This is a genomic window from Vibrio sp. Of7-15 (assembly GCF_022347565.1).
In the GTDB taxonomy this organism is placed as follows: Bacteria; Pseudomonadota; Gammaproteobacteria; order Enterobacterales; family Vibrionaceae; genus NORP241.
Map to the genome: position 1 here is coordinate 1 of NZ_JAKRGH010000029.1, position 21653 is coordinate 21653.

Here is a 21653-nt window from a genome sequence, read left to right on the forward strand (position 1 = left end):
CGAAACAAATGCGGAAGTGGCGGAATTGGTAGACGCACCAGATTTAGGTTCTGGCGCCGCAAGGTGTGAGAGTTCAAGTCTCTCCTTCCGCACCATATTAGAAACCCACTCTTTAGTGGGTTTTCTTTTATCTGCTATTCACACCATTCAATATAACCATAAACCTTATCACCTCTTTAATCTGCTGTTTTCCCATTTTCCTTGAAATATAAAAAAGGCCACCGAAGTGACCTTATTCATTTATGAATATTTCCGGTTAATTATAACCCCATCGCATACTTCAGTACTTGATGTTTTAGCGGACCAGATGACTCTGCCAATTTCAGCGCAGCGTTTCGCATTATCTTTAACGGTAAAATGTCATTACTGAACGTGGTATAGAAAAAATCCATTCCTGACTGCATCAATAAATTATCTTTTCTTCTTGCACGCTGATACTCAACCAATGACGCTTCTAAGGCCCATTCACTGCCTTTATCTGCAACAATATCTAACAATGCACTCACGTCTTTAAAGCCTAGGTTAACCCCCTGACCCGCTAATGGGTTAATAGTATGAGCAGCATCCCCTAATAAAATGCAGCGATGAGAAAAATACTGTTGTGCGTGGCGGCGGGTTAAAGGAAAACTGCCCCACTGTTCGACTGAAAATTCTCCTAACTCATCAGGAAAATAACTCTGGATCTCATCATGCAACTGCCCTTTGCTCATTTGGCTTAACTGCTTAATTCGCTCAGGACTGTCGTACCACACTAATGATCCTTTTTTCCCCGTTAATGGAAGAAAAGATCGTGGTCCAGTCGGGGTAAACCACTGCCATGTTATATCTTGTTGTTCGGATTCCGTTGTAATATTAATCAACATACAATGCTGACGATAATCCCAAGCGGTAATGCCTATTCCTGCTTGCTGACGAACTTGAGAGTTCGCCCCATCGGCTCCAACGACCCAACTAGCTTTTAGCTTTTGGCCATCATCCAACTCAACAACATTATATCCATGACCCAAATTAATCCTTTTAAGACGAGAAGGACAAAACAAAGATAGATTAGGAAATTGCTCAAACTGCTTCCACAGCCCCAGTTGAATCAAACGATTTTCAACAATAAAACCCAACTGCTGCATATCCAATGCGTCGGAATGAAAGCGCGTCCGACATTCAGGATGCTCCCACGTTTCCAAACGGCGATATGGGCATACTCTCATCGCTTCAATCTCTGACCATGCGCCTAAACTTTGTAACAAATTTACTGATGCTTGAGAAATGGCTGAGACACGCAAATCCATAGCTTGATTAACGTCATAATCAACTGGAGCATGGCCTTCAACAACCGCAACGCTTTTTCCTTGTTTGGCAAAACCAATCGCAGCAGCTGCACCAACCATGCCACCACCAATAATCACAATATCAAACTGTTCCATATTTCGCCTGTAATACTATCTCGTTGTTTTACGAATCATTCTGCCTTGTAGTTTACTCCGACTGTAAATTATTGCGATATCGAGTTCGCCAAATTCAGAAAAACCACATAATATTCGTGGTGGTGAACAACTAGTCAGATACGCTTGAAAGCAGTACAATACGCGGCTTGCTATCATTTATAGTTCTGACAACAACTCTATTAAATGATAAAGCATGTTAGACAGAACCAATTTTAAATTACGAGCGAAGAGTTAAATGGCTAAGAAACTGCTAATTAGAACCTGGGGCTGCCAGATGAACGAATACGATTCATCTAAAATGGCCGATCTGCTTAATGCCGCAAATGGTTATGAGCTAACGGAAGAACCAGAGGAAGCAGATGTTCTGCTGCTTAACACCTGTTCGATCCGTGAAAAAGCACAAGAAAAAGTATTCCACCAGCTAGGCCGTTGGAAAAACTTAAAAGATAAGAAGCCAGGCCTTGTAATCGGTGTTGGTGGCTGTGTGGCAACCCAAGAAGGTGCTCACATTCGCCAACGTGCTCCTTACGTTGATGTAATTTTTGGCCCGCAAACCTTGCACCGCTTGCCTGAAATGATCAAGCAATCGCAAAACGATGATGCGCCGATCATGGATATCTCTTTCCCTGAGATTGAAAAATTTGATCGCCTACCTGAGCCACGTGCTGAAGGCCCTACCGCATTCGTATCCATCATGGAAGGCTGCTCTAAATACTGTACTTACTGCGTAGTACCATACACTCGTGGTGAAGAAGTGAGTCGCCCAATGGATGATGTACTATTTGAAGTTGCTCAACTTGCAGAGCAAGGCGTACGTGAAGTAAATCTTCTTGGTCAGAACGTAAACGCATATCGTGGCGACATGCACGACGGCGACATCTGTACTTTTGCAGAATTATTACGCCTAGTTGCAGCGATTGACGGTATCGACCGTATTCGTTTTACAACCAGTCACCCACTGGAGTTTACTGATGACATCGTTGCGGTTTATGAAGACACTCCAGAATTAGTTAGCTTCCTTCACTTACCAGTGCAAAGTGGTTCAGACCGTATTCTAACCATGATGAAGCGCCCGCACACGGCCATCGAATATAAGTCGATTATTCGTAAACTGCGTAAAGCACGTCCTGATATTCAAATCAGTTCAGACTTTATTGTTGCATTCCCTGGTGAATCTGATCAAGACTTCCAAGCAACGATGAAATTAATCCGCGACGTTGATTTTGATATGAGCTTTAGCTTTATCTTCTCAGCACGCCCTGGTACGCCAGCAGCGGATTACCCATGTGATTTGCCAGAGCAAGTGAAGAAAGATCGTCTATCTGAGCTACAGCAACAAGTAAACTCGCAAGCAATGCGCTACTCTCGTCAAATGCTAGATACTGAGCAACGTATTCTTGTTGAAGGCCCATCGAAGAAAAACCTAATGGAACTTCGAGGCCGTACTGAAAATAGCCGTGTCGTTAACTTCGAAGGCTCAGCGGATCTTATTGGTCAATTTGTTGATGTGAAAATTACGGAAGTTTTCCCTAATTCACTTCGTGGTGAACTGATCCGCACAGAAGCAGAAATGAACCTGCGTGTGGCGATGTCGCCTGCTGAAGTTATTGAGAAAACTCGAAAAGAAGATGAGCTAGGTGTAGCTACCTTTACACCTTAACGCTCAATAACCTATGCCGCTTGTGGTTTATTTCCACAGGCGGCAATACTGTGAGGCACCCTTGAGCACAAAAATCACAACATTAGACGTTACTCTCGAACCCGCAGATAATCGTCGCCTTTCTACCCTTTGTGGCCCTTTCGATGACAACATTAAACTCCTTGAACGCCGTTTAGGTGTTGAGATTAACCACCGAGATAATAAGTTCAGTGTTGTTGGCAAACCTCATACTGTATCTGCAGCTGCCGATATTTTAAAAAGACTGTATGTTGAAACCGCGCCAGTAAAAAATCAGTTCCCAGATCTTGAGCCTGAACAAGTTCACCTTGCTATCAAAGAATCTGGTGTACTAGAGCAAAACCACGACAGCAGCACGATTGGTTACGGTAAAGAAATTTTTATCAAAACCAAAAAGGGCGTCATCAAGCCCCGTACTGAAAACCAAGCTCAGTACGTCTCCAACATGGTCACTCATGATATTAGCTTTGGTATTGGTCCAGCGGGTACTGGTAAAACATACCTTGCTGTTGCGGCCGCTGTAGATGCCTTAGAGCGCCAAGAAATTCGTCGCATTTTACTGACTCGCCCAGCCGTTGAGGCCGGTGAAAAGTTAGGTTTCCTACCTGGTGATTTAAGCCAAAAAGTCGACCCGTATTTACGTCCTCTTTACGATGCTCTATTTGAAATGCTGGGCTTTGAACGTGTTGAAAAGCTGATTGAACGTAATGTGATTGAAGTGGCCCCACTTGCCTATATGCGTGGCCGAACATTAAATGATGCATTTATTATTCTGGATGAAAGCCAAAACACCACGGTTGAACAAATGAAAATGTTCCTCACTCGGATTGGCTTTAACTCACGAGCAGTGATCACCGGGGACGTAACCCAAATAGATTTACCTCGTCATACGAAATCAGGCTTACGTCATGCCATTGAAGTGCTGTCTGAGGTGGATGAAATCAGCTTTAATTTCTTCATTGCTGACGATGTTGTTCGCCACCCGGTGGTTGCACGAATCGTGAATGCCTATGAGAAATGGGAAGTAAAAGATCAAAAAGAGAAAAAATTAGCAGAACAACGTCGACGAGAGCAACAAGAAGCAAAACTTTTGCAGTCTAATGTAGTCGAAAGTAATGAAGGTAAATAAATGAGTATCGAGCTCGATTTACAGCTGGTAAGCGAAAGCACTGAAGGCTTACCAACTGAGCAACAATTTCAACACTGGCTAAATACAACCATTACACAGTTTCAGCCGCAAGCAGAAGTGACGGTTCGTATTGTCGATGTCGAAGAAAGCCACCAGCTAAACAATGAATACCGTGGTAAAGATAAGCCAACCAACGTGTTGTCTTTTCCATTTGAAGCACCACCAGGCATTGAGCTCGATTTACTAGGTGATTTAATTATTTGCCGACAAGTAGTAGAGCAAGAAGCTAAAGAGCAAAATAAAACCTTATTAGCACATTGGGCTCATATGGTTGTACATGGAAGTCTCCATCTGCTAGGTTATGATCATATCGATGATGCTGAAGCAGAAGAGATGGAAGCTTTGGAAACCGAAATCATGATGGGCATGGACTTTCCAGACCCATATGCGGATGACAAAGCATACTAATACAAGCTATTTCGCTCATAGCCAATAGTTTGATTTCAATCATTTAATATAGAAAACGATGAACGACGATAATTCTCAAAATTCTGAAGGTCCGAGTAGAAAGTCCTTCTTTGAACGCCTAGGTCAACTATTTCAAGGAGACCCTAAAGACCGCCAAGAGTTGGTGGATGTTTTTAGAGACTCAGAAGAAAATGACCTGATTAACCACGACACCCGCGACATGCTTGAAGGTGTTATGGCAATCGCCGAAATGCGAGTAAGAGACATCATGATCCCTCGCTCGCAAATGGTTACAGTCGAACGCTCACAAGAGCTGGATGCGCTGATTGACATCATTATTGATGCTTCTCACTCTCGCTACCCAGTAATTAGCGAAGACAAAGACCATGTGGAAGGCATTCTACTAGCGAAGGACTTAATCCGGTATTTAGGCTCCAATAGTGAACCATTCGATATAGAAGAAGTCATACGTCCTGCTGTGGTTGTTCCAGAAAGCAAGCGTGTCGACAAACTTCTAAAAGAATTCAGAGAAGAGCGCTATCACATGGCCATTGTGGTTGATGAGTTTGGCGGTGTCTCTGGCTTAATCACCATTGAAGATATTCTCGAACAAATTGTTGGGGAAATTGAAGATGAATTCGATGACGAAGAAGAAGAAGATATTCGTCAGCTCAGTAAACACACCTTTGCTGTGAAAGCACTGACCACCATTGAAGAGTTTAATGAAACGTTCTCGACTCGCTTCAGTGATGATGAAGTCGACACAGTAGGCGGAATGGTAATGACCAGCTTTGGCCACTTACCAAGCCGAGGTGAAACCGTTGAAATCGAAGGCTATAGCTTTAAGGTAACCGCAGCAGACAATCGTCGGGTAGTGCAACTACAAGTCACCGTCCCTGATCAAAATGTTCCTGTATCTGCGACTACATAATTAATGAACCATTCTAAATTATTGACTTTCAAGCGGCCTTTATTGGCCGCTTTTGTTGGAGCAAGCACAACACTGGCTTTTGCTCCATTTAGTATTTGGCCTCTTGCCATTATTTCTCCCCTATTATTTTTTCTACTGCTTAATAAACAAAGCACAAAAAAAGCCGCATACATTGGCTTTGCTTGGGGCTTAGGTCTATTTGGTAGCGGAGTAAGCTGGGTACACGTTAGCATTGACAACTTTGGTGGCATGCCTAAAGTTGCTGGCTTATTCTTAATGCTGTCCTTAATAAGCTACCTTTCACTGTTTCCAGCCCTATTTGCAGGATTGCTTAACCGCTTCTTCCCCACAGCATCGTATTCACGCCTAGTCTTGGCTGCGCCTATTTTATGGCTAGTTATTGATTGGCTTCGCGGCTGGTTATTCACGGGCTTTCCGTGGCTATGGCTGGGGTACAGCCAAATTAATAGTCCCCTTGCAGCTTTTGGCCCAGTATTAGGTGTTGAAGGCATAACACTGATGATGGTGCTAAGTGCTGGCTCTGTTGCCCTCACGCTTCTCACAAAGCAGCGTTTGCCTTTAATGCTTCCCATCGTTATCGCCCTCTCAAACTGGGGCTTAATGTCACAAACTTGGGTAACCCCAATTAAAGAGCGCACAACAGAATTCGCTCTCATTCAAGGCAACATTCCTCAAGAATTAAAGTGGATTCCAAGTCAGCGCTGGCCAACCATCATGAAATACACGGATTTAAGCCGTGAGAACTGGGATGCAGACTTAATCATTTGGCCAGAAGCAGCAATTCCAGCCCTTGAAGACGAAATCCCAAGCTTTTTGAATAACCTTGATAATGCCGCACGAATGAACAATTCAGCCATTATTACAGGCATCATAGATCAAAAAGACAATGGCGAGTATTTCAATAACATTATTGCTCTTGGTATCAACCAAGATGGTGAATACCTGTATCAAGACAAAAGTCGCTACAGTAAACACCACTTACTGCCGTTTGGTGAATTTGTCCCTTTTGAAGATCTGCTTCGCCCACTAGCACCACTGTTTAATCTGCCCATGTCTTCATTTAGCCGTGGTGACTTTGTTCAACCTAATTTAGATGCCAATAATACGCAGCTTGCACCTGCATTATGTTATGAAGTCGCCTTTAGTGAACAAGTACGTCAAAGCATTAACGAGCAAACGGACTTTATTTTGACTCTCTCTAACGACGCTTGGTTTGGTGACTCCATCGGGCCGCTACAGCATATGGAGATAGCTCAAATGCGTGCACTGGAGCTTGGTAAGCCTTTGATCCGTTCTACCAATAATGGGGTGACCGCCATCACCGACCATTTCGGAAAAATCACGGCACAGATACCACAATTTGAAACGGCGGTTTTACGTGGTAGCGTGACCCCAACCAACGGCATGACGCCCTACCGACAATACGGGTCTTGGCCACTGTATATCTTTGCAATTCTTGGCCTAGTAGTGGCCATCGTTCGACAAAGAACAAAGCAGTAGTTTTATCGCTAACTAAACAGAAGAGGCACACCACCTCTTCTGTTTCTTTTTATGGACGCAAAGACTGGCGAGTAAACTGATCATGCCCGCATTTCGTGCAAGGCGTAATAATGCAAGCATGATTATACTCTGTTTTATTCGCGCACTTTTCACACTCTAATATGCCAAGGCCAATCACTTCTCCTGCCTGAAAAATCCCTTGATGATCTAACTCTTCAAACGTTTCAAACCATTCAATACGAGTTTTATCCGTGATCTCAGCTAAGCCCTGCCAAATAGAATCGGCAATCAAGCGATAAAATGGGCTATCAGGAAAAGTTTCTTTACTCTGCTCATAATTATCAGAAAACTCTTTGAGATCGCGCTTTAGGTACACCGCAATCAATGCCCACTCATCTTTAGTCATGTCACTAGCAGCATCTAAATAGTTTTCCGATGTTTCAACCCAGTTTTTCACTTCATCAGGGCTGTGCTTTAAGTTCTCAGTTACTTGCTCAAATAGGGCTTCATAACCCTCTTTTTGCTTAGACATAGGCGACCTCCTAATATTCTCTATTGTTGAGTCTCTTCCCTTTGGTTATTCTATGCGGATCAATTACTATCTGATCTAACCGATCTCACAAATCTAGAGTGAAAAGTCTCTGGATCTACTACACAGCCGGGTATCATCGATGCAAGAACAATACAATCCGCAGGATATTGAACAAAAAGTTCAAAAACATTGGGACGACAATAAAACCTTTATTGTTAGTGAAGACTCAAACAAAGAAAAATTCTACTGTCTCTCCATGTTCCCATACCCAAGTGGCCGACTGCACATGGGACACGTTCGTAACTACACCATCGGTGATGTGATCTCTCGTTACCAGCGTCTGCAAGGTAAAAATGTAATGCAACCAATCGGTTGGGATGCATTTGGTTTACCTGCAGAAAACGCAGCAGTAAAAAACAACACTGCACCAGCACCATGGACTTACGAAAACATTGAGTACATGAAAAACCAATTAAAATTACTTGGTTTTGGCTACGACTGGAATCGTGAATTCGCAACTTGTACTCCTGAGTACTACCGCTGGGAGCAAGAGTTCTTCACTAAACTGTACAACAAAGGTTTAGTGTACAAAAAAACCTCTTCTGTAAACTGGTGTCCAAACGACCAAACCGTTCTGGCTAATGAGCAGGTTGAAGATGGCTGCTGCTGGCGCTGTGACACACCTGTTGAACAAAAAGAAATCCCACAGTGGTTCATTAAAATCACTGAATACGCTCAAGAGCTTCTAGACGATCTAGACAACCTAGACGGTTGGCCTGAAATGGTTAAGACCATGCAGCGCAACTGGATTGGCCGCTCTGAAGGTGTTGAGCTGTCTTTTGCTGTTAATGGTGAAGACGCTCCATTAGAAGTGTACACAACTCGCCCTGACACGCTAATGGGTGTTTCTTACGTTGGTATCGCCGCAGGTCACCCACTTGCAGAGAAAGCCTCAAAGAACAACCCAGAGCTTGCTGCATTCGTTGAGGAATGTCGTAACACTAAAGTTGCTGAAGCAGAACTAGCAACGATGGAAAAGAAAGGCATGGATACTGGCTTAACGGCTATCCACCCTCTTAACGGTCGTGTTGTTCCTGTTTACGTAGCAAACTTCGTTCTTATGGATTACGGCACAGGTGCGGTAATGGCGGTTCCTGCTCACGATCAACGTGACTACGAGTTCGCAACGAAGTACGGCATCGATATCATTCCAGTAATCAAGCCAGAAGACGGTTCTGAGTTAGATATTTCTGAAGCGGCTTACACTGAGAAAGGTGTACTGTTCGATTCTGGTGAATTTGATGGCCTTGCTTTCCAAGAGGCATTCGACGCAATCGCTGCGAAGCTAGAAGCAGAAGGTAAAGGTAAGAAGACAGTAAACTTCCGTCTACGTGACTGGGGTGTATCTCGTCAGCGCTACTGGGGCGCACCTATTCCAATGGTAACGACGGAAGACGGTGAAGTTCACCCAGTACCAGCGGATCAACTGCCTGTTATTCTTCCTGAAGATGTAGTAATGGATGGCGTGACTAGTCCAATCAAAGCTGACAAAGAGTGGGCGAAGACCACATTTAATGGCGAACCAGCTCTACGTGAAACCGATACGTTTGATACTTTCATGGAATCATCTTGGTACTACGCACGTTACTGTTCACCACAAGCAGATGACATCCTAGATCCAGAAAAAGCAAACTACTGGCTACCTGTAGACCAATACGTTGGTGGTATTGAGCATGCATGTATGCACTTATTGTACTCTCGCTTCTTCCACAAACTGCTTCGTGATGCTGGCTACGTAACATCTGACGAGCCATTCAAACAGCTTCTATGTCAAGGCATGGTACTGTCTGATGCGTTCTTCCACACTAACGACAAAGGCACAAAAGAGTGGATCGCTCCGTCTGATGTGACTCTAGAGCGTGACGCAAAAGGTCGTATAGCTTCAGCAACAGACAACCAAGGCCGTGACGTTACCCACTCAGGCATGATCAAAATGTCTAAGTCGAAGAACAATGGTATCGATCCACAAGAAATGGTAGACAAGTACGGCGCTGACACAGTACGTCTATTCATGATGTTCGCGTCTCCAGCAGACATGACTCTTGAATGGCAAGAGTCTGGTGTTGAAGGAGCTAACCGTTTCCTTAAGCGTGTTTGGAAACTGGTTCATACTCACTCTTCTAAAGGTGCTGCTGAATCTGTTGATGCTTCTGCTCTGTCTGGTGACCAAAAAGCGCTGCGTCGTGATATCCACAAGACTATCGCGAAAGTAACGGACGATATTGGTCGTCGCCAAACGTTCAACACCGCAATCGCGGCTATCATGGAACTGATGAACAAGCTAGCGAAAGCACCTCAAGAATCAGTACAAGATCGTGCAATTCTTGATGAAGCGTTAAAAGCTGTTGTGACTATGCTGTACCCGATGACTCCTCATGCAAGTTTTGAAATGTGGGAAGCGCTAGGCGGTACTAACGTAGATAGCGCTGACTGGCCTACGGTTGACGAAAAAGCACTGGTTGAAGACGAGAAGCTGATCATTGTTCAGGTGAACGGTAAACTTCGTGCCAAACTGACTGTGGCTGCTGACGCATCAAAAGAGCAAGTTGAAGAGCTTGGTCTTTCTGATGAAAACGTAACTAAATTCACAGACGGCAAAACAATCCGTAAAGTGATTTACGTTCCAGGTAAACTACTCAACATTGTAGCGAACTAATTTAGTGCATTGAGCAAACACACAGTAGGGCTTATCATGCATGAGCCCTATTTTTTCACCCTCAAACGCATAAAAATATCGACCTAATCAAAAGGAGCAGACTCGGTGAACAGCATGTTTTCCATTAAAACAGCACTCCGAACCCTGCTTGTTGCGGCTGTTATCATGACAACCGCTTCTTGCGGATTCCACCTACGCGGTAACTACCTTCTTCCCGAAGAACTTACCGAGCTTTCTTTAACAAGCTTTGACCAATACGGTGATCTTACCCGTGATGTGCGCGACCAATTTCGCCTTCATGGAATTAATGAAGTGCCTCCCTCTCCAACCACACCTAACCTCCACTTAATCAGTGAAAGTACTAGCTCACAAACGTTATCTTTATACCAAAACAGTCGTGCTGCGGAATATGAGTTAACGTATACAGCAAGGTACCGAGTGGTTGTTCCAGAGAAAGAAAATCAAACTTATACAACATCGGTAAACCGTAGCTACCTAGATAACCCGTTAACAGCACTAGCAAAGTCAGTAGAAAGGGATCTCATCACCAGTGAAATGCGTGAGCAAGCTGCCCGTCAAATTCTTCGTCAAATGGCTCGCCTAAAAGCCCCTTTAGAAGAAGAAAACAACGACTTTAACATCACCACTGAAACTGTTGATGATGCAAAAGCTGGCCAAAATATAGATACTTCAGCTCAATAATGCGTGTATTTCCCGAACAATTGGTGCAACAACTGAATAAAGGGTTGCACCAAACTTACCTTCTTTGTGGTAATGAACCACTGTTAAAGCAAGAGACTCACGATCAAATTCGTCAGGCAGCCGGTAATGCTGGCTTTGACGAAAAGCATCGCTTCACGATCGACAACCAGCTTGACTGGAACTTAGTCTTTGACTGTTGCCAAGCACTGAGCTTATTTTCCTCTCGCCAGATTATTGAACTAGATGTCCCTGATACTGGTTTATCTACCACGCATATTAATCAGCTTAAACAGCTGCAACCCATGCTGCACAGTGATGTTCTGCTCATTCTGATAGGACCTCGCTTAAATAAGGCTCAAGAGAATACTCAATGGTTTAAGTTGCTTACACAGCAAGGGCTATACGTGCCCTGTAATACACCCGATAATCAACGTTTGCCTCACTTTGTGCAAATGCGCTGTGCTCAGCTCAAGTTATCTCCAGATCCAGAAGCGGTACAAATGTTAGCGCAATGGCACGAAGGTAATCTATTGGCTCTGGCTCAAAGTCTAGAAAAACTCTCTTTACTTTACCCCGATGGCAAACTGACACTAATTCGAATTGAAGAGGCACTCAGCCGTAATAACCACTTCACACCTTTCCAATTGGTGGATGCCTTGCTTGCAGGCCAAGCCAAACGAGTGCAACGCATTTTGCGCCAGTTAAACTCCGAAGGTACTGAAATCATCATCTTGTTAAGAACCATTCAAAAAGAACTGATGCTTCTTTATAAAATGCATGAGGAATTACATCAAGGTCAACGTTACCACCAAGTGTTTGATAAGCATCGAATTTGGCAAAACAAGCGAGAAATATACACATTAGCTCTGCAACGATTGTCCATTCACAGAGTCAGACAATTAATAGGTCAACTCAGCCAGATTGAAATCAGTTCAAAAACTGACTTTGACAGCCAAGGCTGGCCAATGTTGACGCTATTGGGTATTGATATGTGCAGTATTCAACCATTAACGCTGCCAACACACTGATCCAAGCTTGCCTCACACCAGAACTGCCGTGATATACTGATTAGCTACATAAGGAAAAGGGGTACGTACTCCTTAACCAAAACGATTCAAAGGTGAATACTTTGCAACAGCAAGAATTACATGATTTCCTGATCGACAAAGTCGATGACATGAAAGCAGAAGATATTGTTACTGTCGATGTACGTGATAAATCCAGCATTACTGATTACATGATTGTTTGTACTGGTAATTCCAAACGACACGTCGCTTCTATTGCAGAAAACGTAGCAAGTGAATCTAAAGAAGCGGGCATTGAACCTTACGGCATTAACGGTGAAGCCGAAGGTGAATGGGTTGTACTCGATATGGGGGATGTCATGGTCCATGTTATGCAGGAAGAATACCGAGAACTGTACCAGCTTGAAAAACTGTGGAGCTAACGCGTGAAATTACAGCTCATCGCCGTTGGTAACAAGATGCCGAAATGGATTGAAGAAGGCTATAAAGAATATAGCCGTCGCTTTCCAAAAGACATGCCACTAGAACTGATCGAAATCCCTGCGGGTAAGCGCGGCAAGAATGCCGATATTGCTCGTATTCTTCAAAAAGAAGGGGAAGCCATGCTGGCGGCGGTGCCTAAAGGTAACCGTATTGTGACGCTGGATATTCCAGGTAAGCGCTGGGATACCGAACAACTGGCTCAGCAACTGGAAAGTTGGAAGTTAGATGCACGTGACGTATCCATTTTAATTGGTGGCCCAGAAGGGTTAGCACCAGCCTGTAAAGCAGCAGCAGAGCAGAGTTGGTCTTTGTCGCCACTCACGCTACCTCACCCTCTGGTTCGTGTTGTGATGGCTGAGAGCTTATATCGAGCATGGAGTATTACCGCCAACCACCCGTACCACAGAGAATAAACCGCAATGAGACACAAGCGTACCCAAATCCGTGATTATAATGCGGAGTCTAGACTGTTCGCTCGGCGCGCTATAGTCTCTTTTGCAGGTATTATCGTATTGGTTAGCATATTGATTGTTAACCTTTACAATCTTCAAATTAATAACTTTCAAGACTATAAAACCCGCTCGAACGACAACCGCATCAAGGTGGTTCCTATCGCGCCAAACCGCGGTTTAATCTACGATCGCAATGGCGTATTACTGGCTGAAAACCGCCCTGTTTTCAATTTAGAAATCACCCCTGAAAAAGTAAAAAAACTCGATGATACGATCCTTCGTCTTAAGGACATATTACCGATCACTGACGCAAATGTTGAGAGCTTTCAAAGAGAGAGACGTAGAACTCGACGCTTCAAATCTGTTCCTCTTCTTACTCAGCTGACCCAAGAACAAGTCGCCGCTTTTTCCGTTAATCAATACAAATTTCCAGGCGTTGAAGTTAAAGCCTACTTAAAGCGTTATTACCCTTACAACTCCGCCTTAACTCATGTATTAGGCTACGTTGCTAAAATTAATGACCGCGATCTTCAGCGTCTTGCCCGTGAAGAAAAATCCGCTAATTATCAAGCAACTCGCGACATTGGTAAGCTTGGTATTGAACGCTTCTATGAAGATTTGCTTCATGGCACAGCAGGCTATCAAGAGGTGGAAGTCAACAACCGTGGACGAGTGATCCGTACTTTAAAATACGTACCACCGATTCCAGGCAAAGACATCACCTTAAACCTAGATATTGAGCTGCAACTGTATGTCACTAAGCTGCTCGATAATCGACGTGGTGCAGCCGTTATTCTCGATCCAAAAGACAATGGTGTCCTCGCCATGGTGTCTAGCCCGAGTTACGATCCAAACCTATTTGTACACGGAATCTCAAGTAAAGCTTATAAAGACCTGCTCAACGACAATGATCGGCCACTGGTCAACCGAGCCACGTTGGGCATTTACCCACCAGCCTCAACCATTAAACCCTTTATTGCCGTTGCTGCATTGGAAGAAGGAGTTGCCACGCCCTATACCACTCGTAATGACCCTGGGTACTGGAAACTGCCTAATTCAAAAACCAAGCCATTTAGAGATTGGAAACGTTGGGGCCACGGCCGAGTTAACTTAAAACAATCCATTGAAGAATCTGTCGATACTTTCTTTTATCAAATTGCTTTTGATATGGGCATCGATCGCCTCTCAAGCTGGATGATGAAGTTTGGTTTTGGTGATTACACTGGCATTGATATTCGTGAAGAAAGTCGAGCGAACATGCCAACCCGAGACTGGAAAATGTCCCGCCACCGTACTCCTTGGTATCAAGGAGACACCATTCCCGTCGGCATCGGACAAGGTTACTGGACAGCAACACCAATGCAAATCGCAAAAGCTACCTCAGTGCTTGTCAATCATGGTCAAGTCATTGCGCCTCATTTACTTCGCAGTATGGAAGAAAGCGAAGGAAAACAAGAACTAATTCAACCTGAACTTTACCCACCCATCATGGGGGTCAATGAGAAATATTGGGAGCTGGCCATTGATGGCATGCGTTTAGTTAACCATGGCAGAAAAGGAACCGCCCGACGCGCGTTTATGAATACGCCTTACGTATCAGCAGGGAAATCAGGTACTGCCCAAGTCTTTGGCTTAAAAGAGAATGAAAAGTACAACGCAGAAGAACTTGCTGAGCACTTACGAGATCACGCTTTATTTACGGGCTTTGCTCCAGTGGAAGATCCTCAAGTCATTATCTCGATGGTATTAGAAAATGCTGGTGGTGGTTCATCGAATGGTGGCCCAGTCGTAAGAAGAGTCTTTGATCATATTCTGCTCAAAGACAAGCAAGAACAATCCAAGGACAAGCAATGAAAATAGCTGAAACCTCTGGGCAGAGAAAATCTTTTTTCGATCGTATTCATATCGATCTTCCGTTGCTCATGGGCATCCTAGTACTAATGGGATTTGCCTTAATGGTCATGTACAGCGCCAGCGGTAAAAGCATGGCGATGATGGACCGACAAGCCATGCGCATGGTGTTATCCCTTGGCGTCATGTTTATTTTGGCACAAATCCCACCCAGACAGTATGAAGGTTGGGCACCCTACCTATACTGCGTGGGGGTTTTACTGTTGGTTGCCGTATTACTGGTAGGAGAAACCTCAAAAGGAGCTCAGCGCTGGCTCGATCTTGGCTTTGTACGTTTCCAGCCTTCCGAACTTTTAAAGCTCGCCGTGCCACTCATGGTCGCTCGCTTTATTGGTAACCAGCCTCTCCCACCAAAGTTAAAAACCCTGTTTATTGCTCTTATTATGGTGTTTGTTCCTACCATTTTAATTGCAAAACAGCCTGATTTAGGCACCTCTATTTTGATCGCCGCCTCTGGTATTTTTGTGATCTTTCTTGCTGGGATCAGTTGGAAAATCATTTTCATGGCAGCCATTGCTGTGGGGGGCTTTATCCCCATCTTGTGGTTTTTCTTAATGCGTGAATACCAAAAAACCCGAGTCATGACACTGTTTAACCCAGAATCAGATCCTCTTGGTGCAGGCTATCACATCATCCAATCCAAGATAGCCATCGGCTCAGGCGGTATTTTAGGAAAAGGCTGGTTACAGGGTACTCAGTCACAACTTGAGTTTTTACCCGAACGACACACCGACTTTATTTTTGCGGTGATCGCTGAAGAATGGGGGCTCGTTGGGGTTCTGGCTTTACTGGCCTTGTACCTTTTCATTATTGCTAGAGGTCTCATTCTTGCCAGTCGAGCCCAAACTGCATTTGGCCGAATGATGGCTGGCAGTATTGTTCTCAGCTTTTTTGTATATATTTTCGTAAATATCGGAATGGTAAGCGGTATTTTACCTGTGGTTGGCGTACCATTACCACTCGTCAGCTATGGCGGTACATCCATGGTCACCTTGATGGCTGGATTTGGCATTCTAATGTCGATTCACACCCATAGAAAAATGCTCTCTAAGGCTAATTAATAATGCGTTATCTGTTTTTTATTGCGATATCTCTGCTCTTAGCAGCGTGTGGTTCCACTCCGACCACTGAGCGCTACCAAATTGACAGCGATATTGCCCCAGACACTCCTATTTCGGTGCACCACTTAGAAGATGCTCAGCCTCGCTATGAAGCCTACAGCTTAGCTGGCAACAAAGATTACACTCTCAGAGGGGTTAACTACACCATTGTGGAAAAGCCAGAAGGCTTTACACAAGAAGGTATTGCCTCTTGGTATGGTGAGAAGTTCCATGGCCATAAAACGTCAAACGGTGAAGTGTACGACATGTACTCCATGTCAGCGGCCCATAAAACCTTGCCACTACCAAGCTTTGTAAAAGTGATCAACAAAGACAATGGTAAAACCGCGATCGTTAGAATCAATGATCGTGGCCCTTTTCATACTGGCCGAATTATTGATCTGAGTTTTTCTGCGGCCAAAAAGCTGGATGTCATAAAAACTGGCACTGCCAATGTAAAAATAGAAGTCATCACAACAAAAAAGCCAAGCGATCCAAATGAATGGTACTCTGCTAACCCAAACCTCTACTTCATTCAGATGGCAGCAGTAAAAAATTCAGACACCGCGCGAACTTTAAGTCAAACTTTGAGTCAAAAGTTCTCAGCCCCTACCGACATCAAAGCCGCTAATTCTGTGCTGCGTGTTCGACTAGGCCCATTTATCGATCGTGATGTAGCTATGGAACTACTTAATAAAGTCAAAGCATCACAATACAGATCTGCATTTATCAGCCAAGAAAAAAGGCAGTTACCAGATAAATAACCTTGTTAATAGATAAACAATGTCATGCGCATCTAGCTCAATCTTTTCAATCTGCTATGATGGGCACAGTTTTCGCGATATAAAAAAGAGTACAAGTAAACATCATCATGAAAAATTCTGTTAAATACTTCAAGACTCTGATCTTTTCTTCATTGATGGCAGCAACTGCTTCCGTCTCTGCAGCTCCGGCTGTTGTTCCTGATGCCCCTCAAATTGCCGCTAAAGGCTACGTTTTGATGGATTACCACTCAGGAAAAATCCTAGCTGAAAATAATATAGATAAACAACTTCACCCAGCAAGTTTAACCAAAATGATGACAAGCTACGTCATCGGCCAAGAACTTGAACGTGGTAACATCTCACTTGATGACGATGTGGTTATTAGTAAAAATGCGTGGGCAAAAAACTTCCCTGGCTCATCTAAGATGTTCATTGAAGTTGGCACCACCGTTAAGGTGGCCGACCTAAACCGAGGTGTCATTATCCAATCAGGTAACGATGCCTGTGTTGCTATGGCTGAACATGTTGCAGGCTCTGAAGATGCTTTCGTTGATCTCATGAACGCTTGGGCTAAAACCATTGGCATGACAAAAACCCATTTTGCCAACGTTCACGGTTTAGACAACGATAATCTATACACAACACCATATGACATGGCAATTCTGGGACAAGCGTTAATTCGTGATGTACCAGATGAATACGCCATCTACTCTGAAAAATCATTCACTTACAATGATATTACCCAATACAACCGTAACGGTTTACTTTGGGACAAGAGCATGAATGTCGATGGCATGAAAACTGGCCATACAGACAAAGCAGGCTACAGCTTAGTAAGCTCAGCCACTGAAGGTAAAATGCGCCTAATTGCTGTTGTAATGGGAGCAAAAAACGCTAACTCACGTAAAGCAGAAAGCAAAAAGCTGCTTAATTACGGCTTCCGTTTTTTTGAAACATTATCTCCACACAAAGCCAACGATACCTTCGTAAAAGAGAAAGTATGGATGGGTGATACCGATGAGATTTCTCTAGGTGTTGCTGAAGATACGTTTGTAACACTACCACGCGGCCAAACGAAAAAGCTAACCGCTAACTTTGTACTAGAAAAAGAGCTACAAGCACCGATCAGTAAAGGTGATGTAGTAGGTAAACTGTTCTACCAAGTTGACGGTGAAGACATTGCTGAATACCCACTGCTTGCTCTTAATGATGTAAAAGAAGGCAGCTTATTCAGTCGTTTAATTGACTATGTGGTTATGCTATTCAAAAGCTGGTTAGGATAGTAGACACCCAATACAAACAAAAGGCGGTTTCTGACCGCCTTTTTTGATCCCCTCAAAGCTTGTGTTCACTAATCTCACGAAGTAATATCCCCTCTTTTAGAATTACACACCATTCTCGGAGTTAGTATGCAAGAGCAGCCAAAGCTAAAAGATTTATTAGAGTTCCCATGTAAATTTAGCTACAAAGTTATGGGATACGCTAAGCCTGAGCTTCCTGAACTTGTATTGGAAGTAATCCAGCGCCACGCACCAGGCGACTATAGTCCAACAGTTAAGCCAAGTGGTAAAGGCACGTATCACGCAGTATCTGTTACGATTACCGCTACGTCTATTGAGCAAGTGGAAACTCTGTATAAAGAGTTAGGCGAAATCGACATCGTACGCATGGTTCTTTAATAACCAGATACCGAGTAATATCCCTACTTTTCATATGATTACAGAATCATAATAGAGAAGTTTTAAAGAGAGGCGCGAATAGTGCTTCTCTTGACTCAGATTGATATTATAATGCCCCATAAACTTGTCATATGGGTGTTACATCCTTGCAGAACCAACTAATCATTAAAGATCTCGGTCGTCGTGACTACCTGCCAGTATGGCAAGCTATGCATGACTTCACAGACTCTCGAACTGAAGATACCCTCGACGAAATCTGGCTTGTTGAACACAACCCAGTTTTTACTCAAGGGCAAGCAGGAAAAGCAGAGCACGTTCTCACACCAGGAGATATTCCTGTTGTACAAAGTGATCGTGGTGGCCAGGTTACCTACCATGGCCCGGGACAGCTTGTAGCTTATGTCTTAATTAATCTACGTAGACAAAAGCTAGGTGTGAGAGATTTAGTTACTCACATTGAAAACACGGTTATTAATACGCTCAGCCAGTTTGATATTGAGTCCGCTGCAAGGCCGGATGCCCCTGGCGTTTATGTTAATAATAAAAAAATCTGCTCTCTTGGGCTTCGCATCCGTAAAGGCTGTTCGTTCCACGGACTAGCGCTGAATGTAGATATGGACCTAACTCCTTTTCTACGTATTAATCCATGTGGTTATGCGGGAATGGAGATGACGCAAGTGAGCCAGCAAGGCGGCCCAGAACAACTATCAACCGTTCAATCAGTTCTAGTAGCCGAATTAACGAAGTTACTTGGCTATGAGCACATCGAATACACAACGGAAAGCAATGAATCATGAGTAAACCAATCCAAATGGAAAAAGGCGTCAAATACCGTGACGCAGACAAAATGGCTCTGATCCCGGTAAAAAACATGCCGACCGAGCAAAAAGAGATGCTGCGCAAACCTGACTGGATGAAAATCAAGCTTCCTTCTGACAGCAAGCGAATTAAAGAAATTAAGTCTGCATTGCGTAAAAACAATCTGCACTCTGTTTGTGAAGAAGCATCGTGCCCGAACTTAGCAGAGTGTTTTAACCACGGTACAGCTACCTTCATGATTCTTGGTGCTATCTGTACTCGTCGTTGCCCATTCTGTGATGTTGCTCATGGCCGACCAATTACACCTGATGAGAACGAGCCAAAAAAATTGGCCAAAACCATCAAAGACATGAAGCTTAAGTATGTCGTAATTACTTCTGTTGACCGTGATGACTTACGTGATGGTGGCGCTCAGCACTTTGCGGACTGTAACCGTGAAATTCGAGCAATGAACCCTTCAATTCACATTGAAACACTGGTCCCTGACTTCCGTGGCCGTATGGACACAGCACTGGAATTACTAAAAGACAATCCACCAGATGTGTTCAACCACAACCTTGAAACTGCGCCTCGCCTTTACCGTAAGGCTCGCCCAGGAGCAAACTATAAGTGGTCACTGGATCTACTGAAGAAGTTCAAAGAAATGCACCCAAATGTACCAACAAAATCGGGTGTAATGATGGGTCTTGGTGAGACCAAAGAAGAGATTATCCAAGTTCTCAAAGACCTACGTGAACACGGCGTGACCATGCTGACACTGGGGCAATACTTAGCACCAAGTCGTCACCATTTACCGGTTGAACGTTACGTACCGCCAGAAGAGTTTGATGAACTAAAAGAAATCGCTCTAGAACTTGGCTTTACTCACGCAGCTTGTGGACCATTTGTCCGTTCTTCGTACCATGCAGACATGCAAGCACAAGGCATCGAAGTTAAATAAACGAACTTCTCTAGGCCGAAAAACAAAAAAGGGGGGATAACGAACATATTCGTTATCCCCCCTTTTACTTTACCTTATCCCATTCAAAAGATGCACCTACTAGGTTCGAATCAGGTAATCCGCTTTACCAACCCATTTATAGCTAGTGAGCTCCTCTAACCCCATAGGGCCACGAGCGTGCAATTTCTGAGTAGACACTGCCACCTCAGCACCTAAACCAAATTGTGCACCATCTGTAAAACGCGTTGAAGCATTAACATACACAGCCGCCGATCCCGCTGAGTTAATAAACTTCTCAGCAGAAGCAATGTCATTGGTCATAATCGCATCAGAATGACTCGCGTTATGCACACGCATGTGTTCAATGGCTTCATTCACATCGGAAACCACTTTAACGCCTAACGTGAAACTTAACCATTCAGTATCAAAATCGCCTTGCTCTGCCGCTTTCAGATCTTTTATACCTGTTGACGTTAAAATATCATGCGCTTTTTGCTCAGCAACCAAAGATACTTTCTGGCTTACACGCTCTGCTAGCATAGGAATAAATTCCGCAGCAATCGCTTCGTGGATCAATAAAGTATCCAACGCATTACACGCTGATGGACGCTGTACTTTTGAGTTTTCTACCACATCCAGTGCTTTTACTAAATCAGCACTTTGATCCACAAACACATGGCTGATACCAAAACCACCAATGATCACCGGAATATTACTGTTCTCTTTGCACATTTTATGCAAACCAGCACCACCACGAGGAATGATCATGTCCACGTAGTCATCCATTTTCAGTAACTCAGAAACCAATTCACGATCTGGTTTTTCAATGTATTGAACTGAAGCTGCTGGCAAGCCTGCTTTTTCTAACGCAACTTGAATAACTTTTACCAACTCCATGTTCGAATGGAATGTTTCTTTGCCGCCACGCAAAATACTTGCATTGCCTGTTTTTAGACACAGTGCTGCAATATCAATAGTGACATTCGGGCGCGCTTCATAAATAACCCCAATCACACCAATTGGCACACGGCGACGAGATAAAGACATGCCGTTTTCTAATACTTTACTATCAACTTCACTGCCAACAGGATCGTTCAAACTGATCACATTGCGAACATCATTAGCAATACCAGCTAAACGTTCTTCGTTCAATAACAAGCGATCTTGCATTGCGGCAGGTAAGCCTGCTTCTTGTGCAGCATTAATGTCTTTTGCATTGGCAGCTAGAATAGCCGCTTGGTTGGCTTCCAGCTCGTCGGCAATAATGGCAAGAGCTTGGTTCTTTTGTGCTGTCGCTGCTGTTGCAAGTTCAAATGCTGCTTGTTGGGCTTGTTGCCCCATAGATGTTAAGTTCAAAATTA

20 protein-coding genes and 1 tRNA gene are annotated in these 21653 nt (G+C 43.9%); 18 read left to right on the forward strand and 3 right to left on the reverse strand.

Annotated features, from left to right (window positions below; genetic code table 11):
- The first annotated feature begins 10 nt into the window (after positions 1-10).
- Positions 11-95: transfer RNA gene (locus tag MHO82_RS21560), tRNA-Leu, on the forward strand.
- A gap of 165 nt (positions 96-260) precedes the next feature.
- Here the strand turns inward: MHO82_RS21560 and MHO82_RS21565 are convergent.
- On the reverse strand, positions 261-1421 hold the full coding sequence (locus tag MHO82_RS21565) for a 2-octaprenyl-3-methyl-6-methoxy-1,4-benzoquinol hydroxylase (RefSeq protein ID WP_239187729.1): 1161 nt from the start codon (positions 1419-1421) through the stop codon (positions 261-263).
- Positions 1422-1677: 256 nt separating this feature from the next.
- On the opposite strand from MHO82_RS21565, the gene miaB reads away from it, so the two are divergent.
- The 5 genes from miaB to lnt all read left to right on the forward strand — a co-directional run bounded on the left by miaB (position 1678) and on the right by lnt (position 7169).
- Positions 1678-3102, forward strand: a complete 1425-nt coding sequence (gene miaB / locus MHO82_RS21570; RefSeq protein WP_239187731.1) for a tRNA (N6-isopentenyl adenosine(37)-C2)-methylthiotransferase MiaB — start codon at positions 1678-1680, stop codon at positions 3100-3102.
- A 61-nt stretch (positions 3103-3163) separates the two neighbouring features.
- Positions 3164-4249 (forward strand): PhoH family protein, encoded by a 1086-nt coding sequence (locus tag MHO82_RS21575; protein ID WP_239187733.1) that lies wholly within the window; start codon positions 3164-3166, stop codon positions 4247-4249.
- Entirely contained in the window at positions 4250-4717 is a 468-nt protein-coding gene (gene ybeY, locus MHO82_RS21580) for an rRNA maturation RNase YbeY (protein WP_239187735.1), read from the forward strand.
- A gap of 58 nt (positions 4718-4775) precedes the next feature.
- A complete protein-coding gene (gene corC, locus MHO82_RS21585; protein WP_239187738.1) occupies positions 4776-5648 on the forward strand; it encodes a CNNM family magnesium/cobalt transport protein CorC in 873 nt (290 codons plus the stop codon).
- Positions 5649-5651: 3 nt separating this feature from the next.
- Positions 5652-7169, forward strand: a complete 1518-nt coding sequence (gene lnt, locus MHO82_RS21590; protein WP_239187740.1) for an apolipoprotein N-acyltransferase — start codon at positions 5652-5654, stop codon at positions 7167-7169.
- Between the two features lie 49 nt (positions 7170-7218).
- Here lnt and MHO82_RS21595 read toward each other — a convergent pair whose 3' ends face one another.
- Entirely contained in the window at positions 7219-7701 is a 483-nt protein-coding gene (locus tag MHO82_RS21595; RefSeq protein ID WP_239187742.1) for a zinc ribbon-containing protein, read from the reverse strand.
- 139 nt (positions 7702-7840) lie between these two features.
- Here MHO82_RS21595 and leuS point away from each other — a divergent pair, with 139 nt between their 5' ends.
- The 12 genes from leuS (at position 7841) to lipA (ending at position 20292) form a co-directional block, all read left to right on the forward strand.
- Complete coding sequence (leuS, locus tag MHO82_RS21600; RefSeq protein WP_239187744.1) at positions 7841-10417, forward strand: leucine--tRNA ligase; 2577 nt, start codon at positions 7841-7843, stop codon at positions 10415-10417.
- A gap of 114 nt (positions 10418-10531) precedes the next feature.
- Positions 10532-11119, forward strand: a complete 588-nt coding sequence (lptE, locus tag MHO82_RS21605) for an LPS assembly lipoprotein LptE (RefSeq protein WP_239187868.1) — start codon at positions 10532-10534, stop codon at positions 11117-11119.
- The gene (gene holA, locus MHO82_RS21610; RefSeq protein WP_239187746.1) at positions 11119-12147 is read left to right on the forward strand and encodes a DNA polymerase III subunit delta; all 1029 of its coding nucleotides are present in this window, start codon (positions 11119-11121) and stop codon (positions 12145-12147) included. Before lptE ends, holA begins: the two co-directional genes overlap by 1 nt.
- Before the next feature lie 101 nt (positions 12148-12248).
- Positions 12249-12566: a ribosome silencing factor gene (rsfS, locus tag MHO82_RS21615; RefSeq protein WP_239187748.1), complete on the forward strand. Its 318-nt coding sequence runs from the start codon at positions 12249-12251 to the stop codon at positions 12564-12566.
- Between the two features lie 3 nt (positions 12567-12569).
- Positions 12570-13040, forward strand: a complete 471-nt coding sequence (gene rlmH / locus MHO82_RS21620; RefSeq protein WP_239187750.1) for a 23S rRNA (pseudouridine(1915)-N(3))-methyltransferase RlmH — start codon at positions 12570-12572, stop codon at positions 13038-13040.
- A 6-nt stretch (positions 13041-13046) separates the two neighbouring features.
- Complete coding sequence (gene mrdA / locus MHO82_RS21625) at positions 13047-14933, forward strand: penicillin-binding protein 2 (RefSeq protein WP_239187752.1); 1887 nt, start codon at positions 13047-13049, stop codon at positions 14931-14933.
- Positions 14930-16051: a peptidoglycan glycosyltransferase MrdB gene (gene mrdB / locus MHO82_RS21630; protein WP_239187754.1), complete on the forward strand. Its 1122-nt coding sequence runs from the start codon at positions 14930-14932 to the stop codon at positions 16049-16051. The genes mrdA and mrdB overlap by 4 nt, the downstream gene beginning before the upstream one ends.
- Before the next feature lie 2 nt (positions 16052-16053).
- Positions 16054-16854 (forward strand): septal ring lytic transglycosylase RlpA family protein, encoded by an 801-nt coding sequence (locus MHO82_RS21635; protein ID WP_239187756.1) that lies wholly within the window; start codon positions 16054-16056, stop codon positions 16852-16854.
- A gap of 107 nt (positions 16855-16961) precedes the next feature.
- Positions 16962-18137 carry a serine hydrolase gene (locus tag MHO82_RS21640; protein ID WP_239187758.1) on the forward strand — a complete coding sequence of 392 codons (1176 nt, stop codon included), beginning with the start codon at positions 16962-16964 and terminating at the stop codon, positions 18135-18137.
- Between the two features lie 126 nt (positions 18138-18263).
- Positions 18264-18533, forward strand: a complete 270-nt coding sequence (gene ybeD / locus MHO82_RS21645) for a DUF493 family protein YbeD (protein WP_239187762.1) — start codon at positions 18264-18266, stop codon at positions 18531-18533.
- Positions 18534-18679: 146 nt separating this feature from the next.
- The gene (gene lipB, locus MHO82_RS21650) at positions 18680-19330 is read left to right on the forward strand and encodes a lipoyl(octanoyl) transferase LipB (protein ID WP_239187765.1); all 651 of its coding nucleotides are present in this window, start codon (positions 18680-18682) and stop codon (positions 19328-19330) included.
- Positions 19327-20292, forward strand: a complete 966-nt coding sequence (lipA, locus tag MHO82_RS21655; protein ID WP_239187768.1) for a lipoyl synthase — start codon at positions 19327-19329, stop codon at positions 20290-20292. The genes lipB and lipA overlap by 4 nt, the downstream gene beginning before the upstream one ends.
- 99 nt (positions 20293-20391) lie before the next feature.
- On the opposite strand, the gene MHO82_RS21660 is transcribed toward lipA, so the two are convergent.
- Complete coding sequence (locus tag MHO82_RS21660) at positions 20392-21648, reverse strand: glutamate-5-semialdehyde dehydrogenase (RefSeq protein ID WP_239187771.1); 1257 nt, start codon at positions 21646-21648, stop codon at positions 20392-20394.
- Positions 21649-21653: the final 5 nt, after the last annotated feature.

Coding starts and splice junctions, on each gene's coding strand:
- ybeY (WP_239187735.1), top strand. CDS start 4,250: ATGAGTATCGAGCTCGATTTACAGCTGGTAAGCGAAAGCACTGAAGGC.
- mrdA (WP_239187752.1), top strand. CDS start 13,047: ATGAGACACAAGCGTACCCAAATCCGTGATTATAATGCGGAGTCTAGA.
- mrdB (WP_239187754.1), top strand. CDS start 14,930: ATGAAAATAGCTGAAACCTCTGGGCAGAGAAAATCTTTTTTCGATCGT.
- holA (WP_239187746.1), top strand. CDS start 11,119: ATGCGTGTATTTCCCGAACAATTGGTGCAACAACTGAATAAAGGGTTG.
- miaB (WP_239187731.1), top strand. CDS start 1,678: ATGGCTAAGAAACTGCTAATTAGAACCTGGGGCTGCCAGATGAACGAA.
- MHO82_RS21595 (WP_239187742.1), bottom strand. CDS start 7,701: ATGTCTAAGCAAAAAGAGGGTTATGAAGCCCTATTTGAGCAAGTAACT.
- MHO82_RS21635 (WP_239187756.1), top strand. CDS start 16,054: ATGCGTTATCTGTTTTTTATTGCGATATCTCTGCTCTTAGCAGCGTGT.
- corC (WP_239187738.1), top strand. CDS start 4,776: ATGAACGACGATAATTCTCAAAATTCTGAAGGTCCGAGTAGAAAGTCC.
- leuS (WP_239187744.1), top strand. CDS start 7,841: ATGCAAGAACAATACAATCCGCAGGATATTGAACAAAAAGTTCAAAAA.
- MHO82_RS21565 (WP_239187729.1), bottom strand. CDS start 1,421: ATGGAACAGTTTGATATTGTGATTATTGGTGGTGGCATGGTTGGTGCA.
- lnt (WP_239187740.1), top strand. CDS start 5,652: ATGAACCATTCTAAATTATTGACTTTCAAGCGGCCTTTATTGGCCGCT.
- ybeD (WP_239187762.1), top strand. CDS start 18,264: ATGCAAGAGCAGCCAAAGCTAAAAGATTTATTAGAGTTCCCATGTAAA.
- MHO82_RS21640 (WP_239187758.1), top strand. CDS start 16,962: ATGAAAAATTCTGTTAAATACTTCAAGACTCTGATCTTTTCTTCATTG.
- lptE (WP_239187868.1), top strand. CDS start 10,532: ATGTTTTCCATTAAAACAGCACTCCGAACCCTGCTTGTTGCGGCTGTT.
- lipA (WP_239187768.1), top strand. CDS start 19,327: ATGAGTAAACCAATCCAAATGGAAAAAGGCGTCAAATACCGTGACGCA.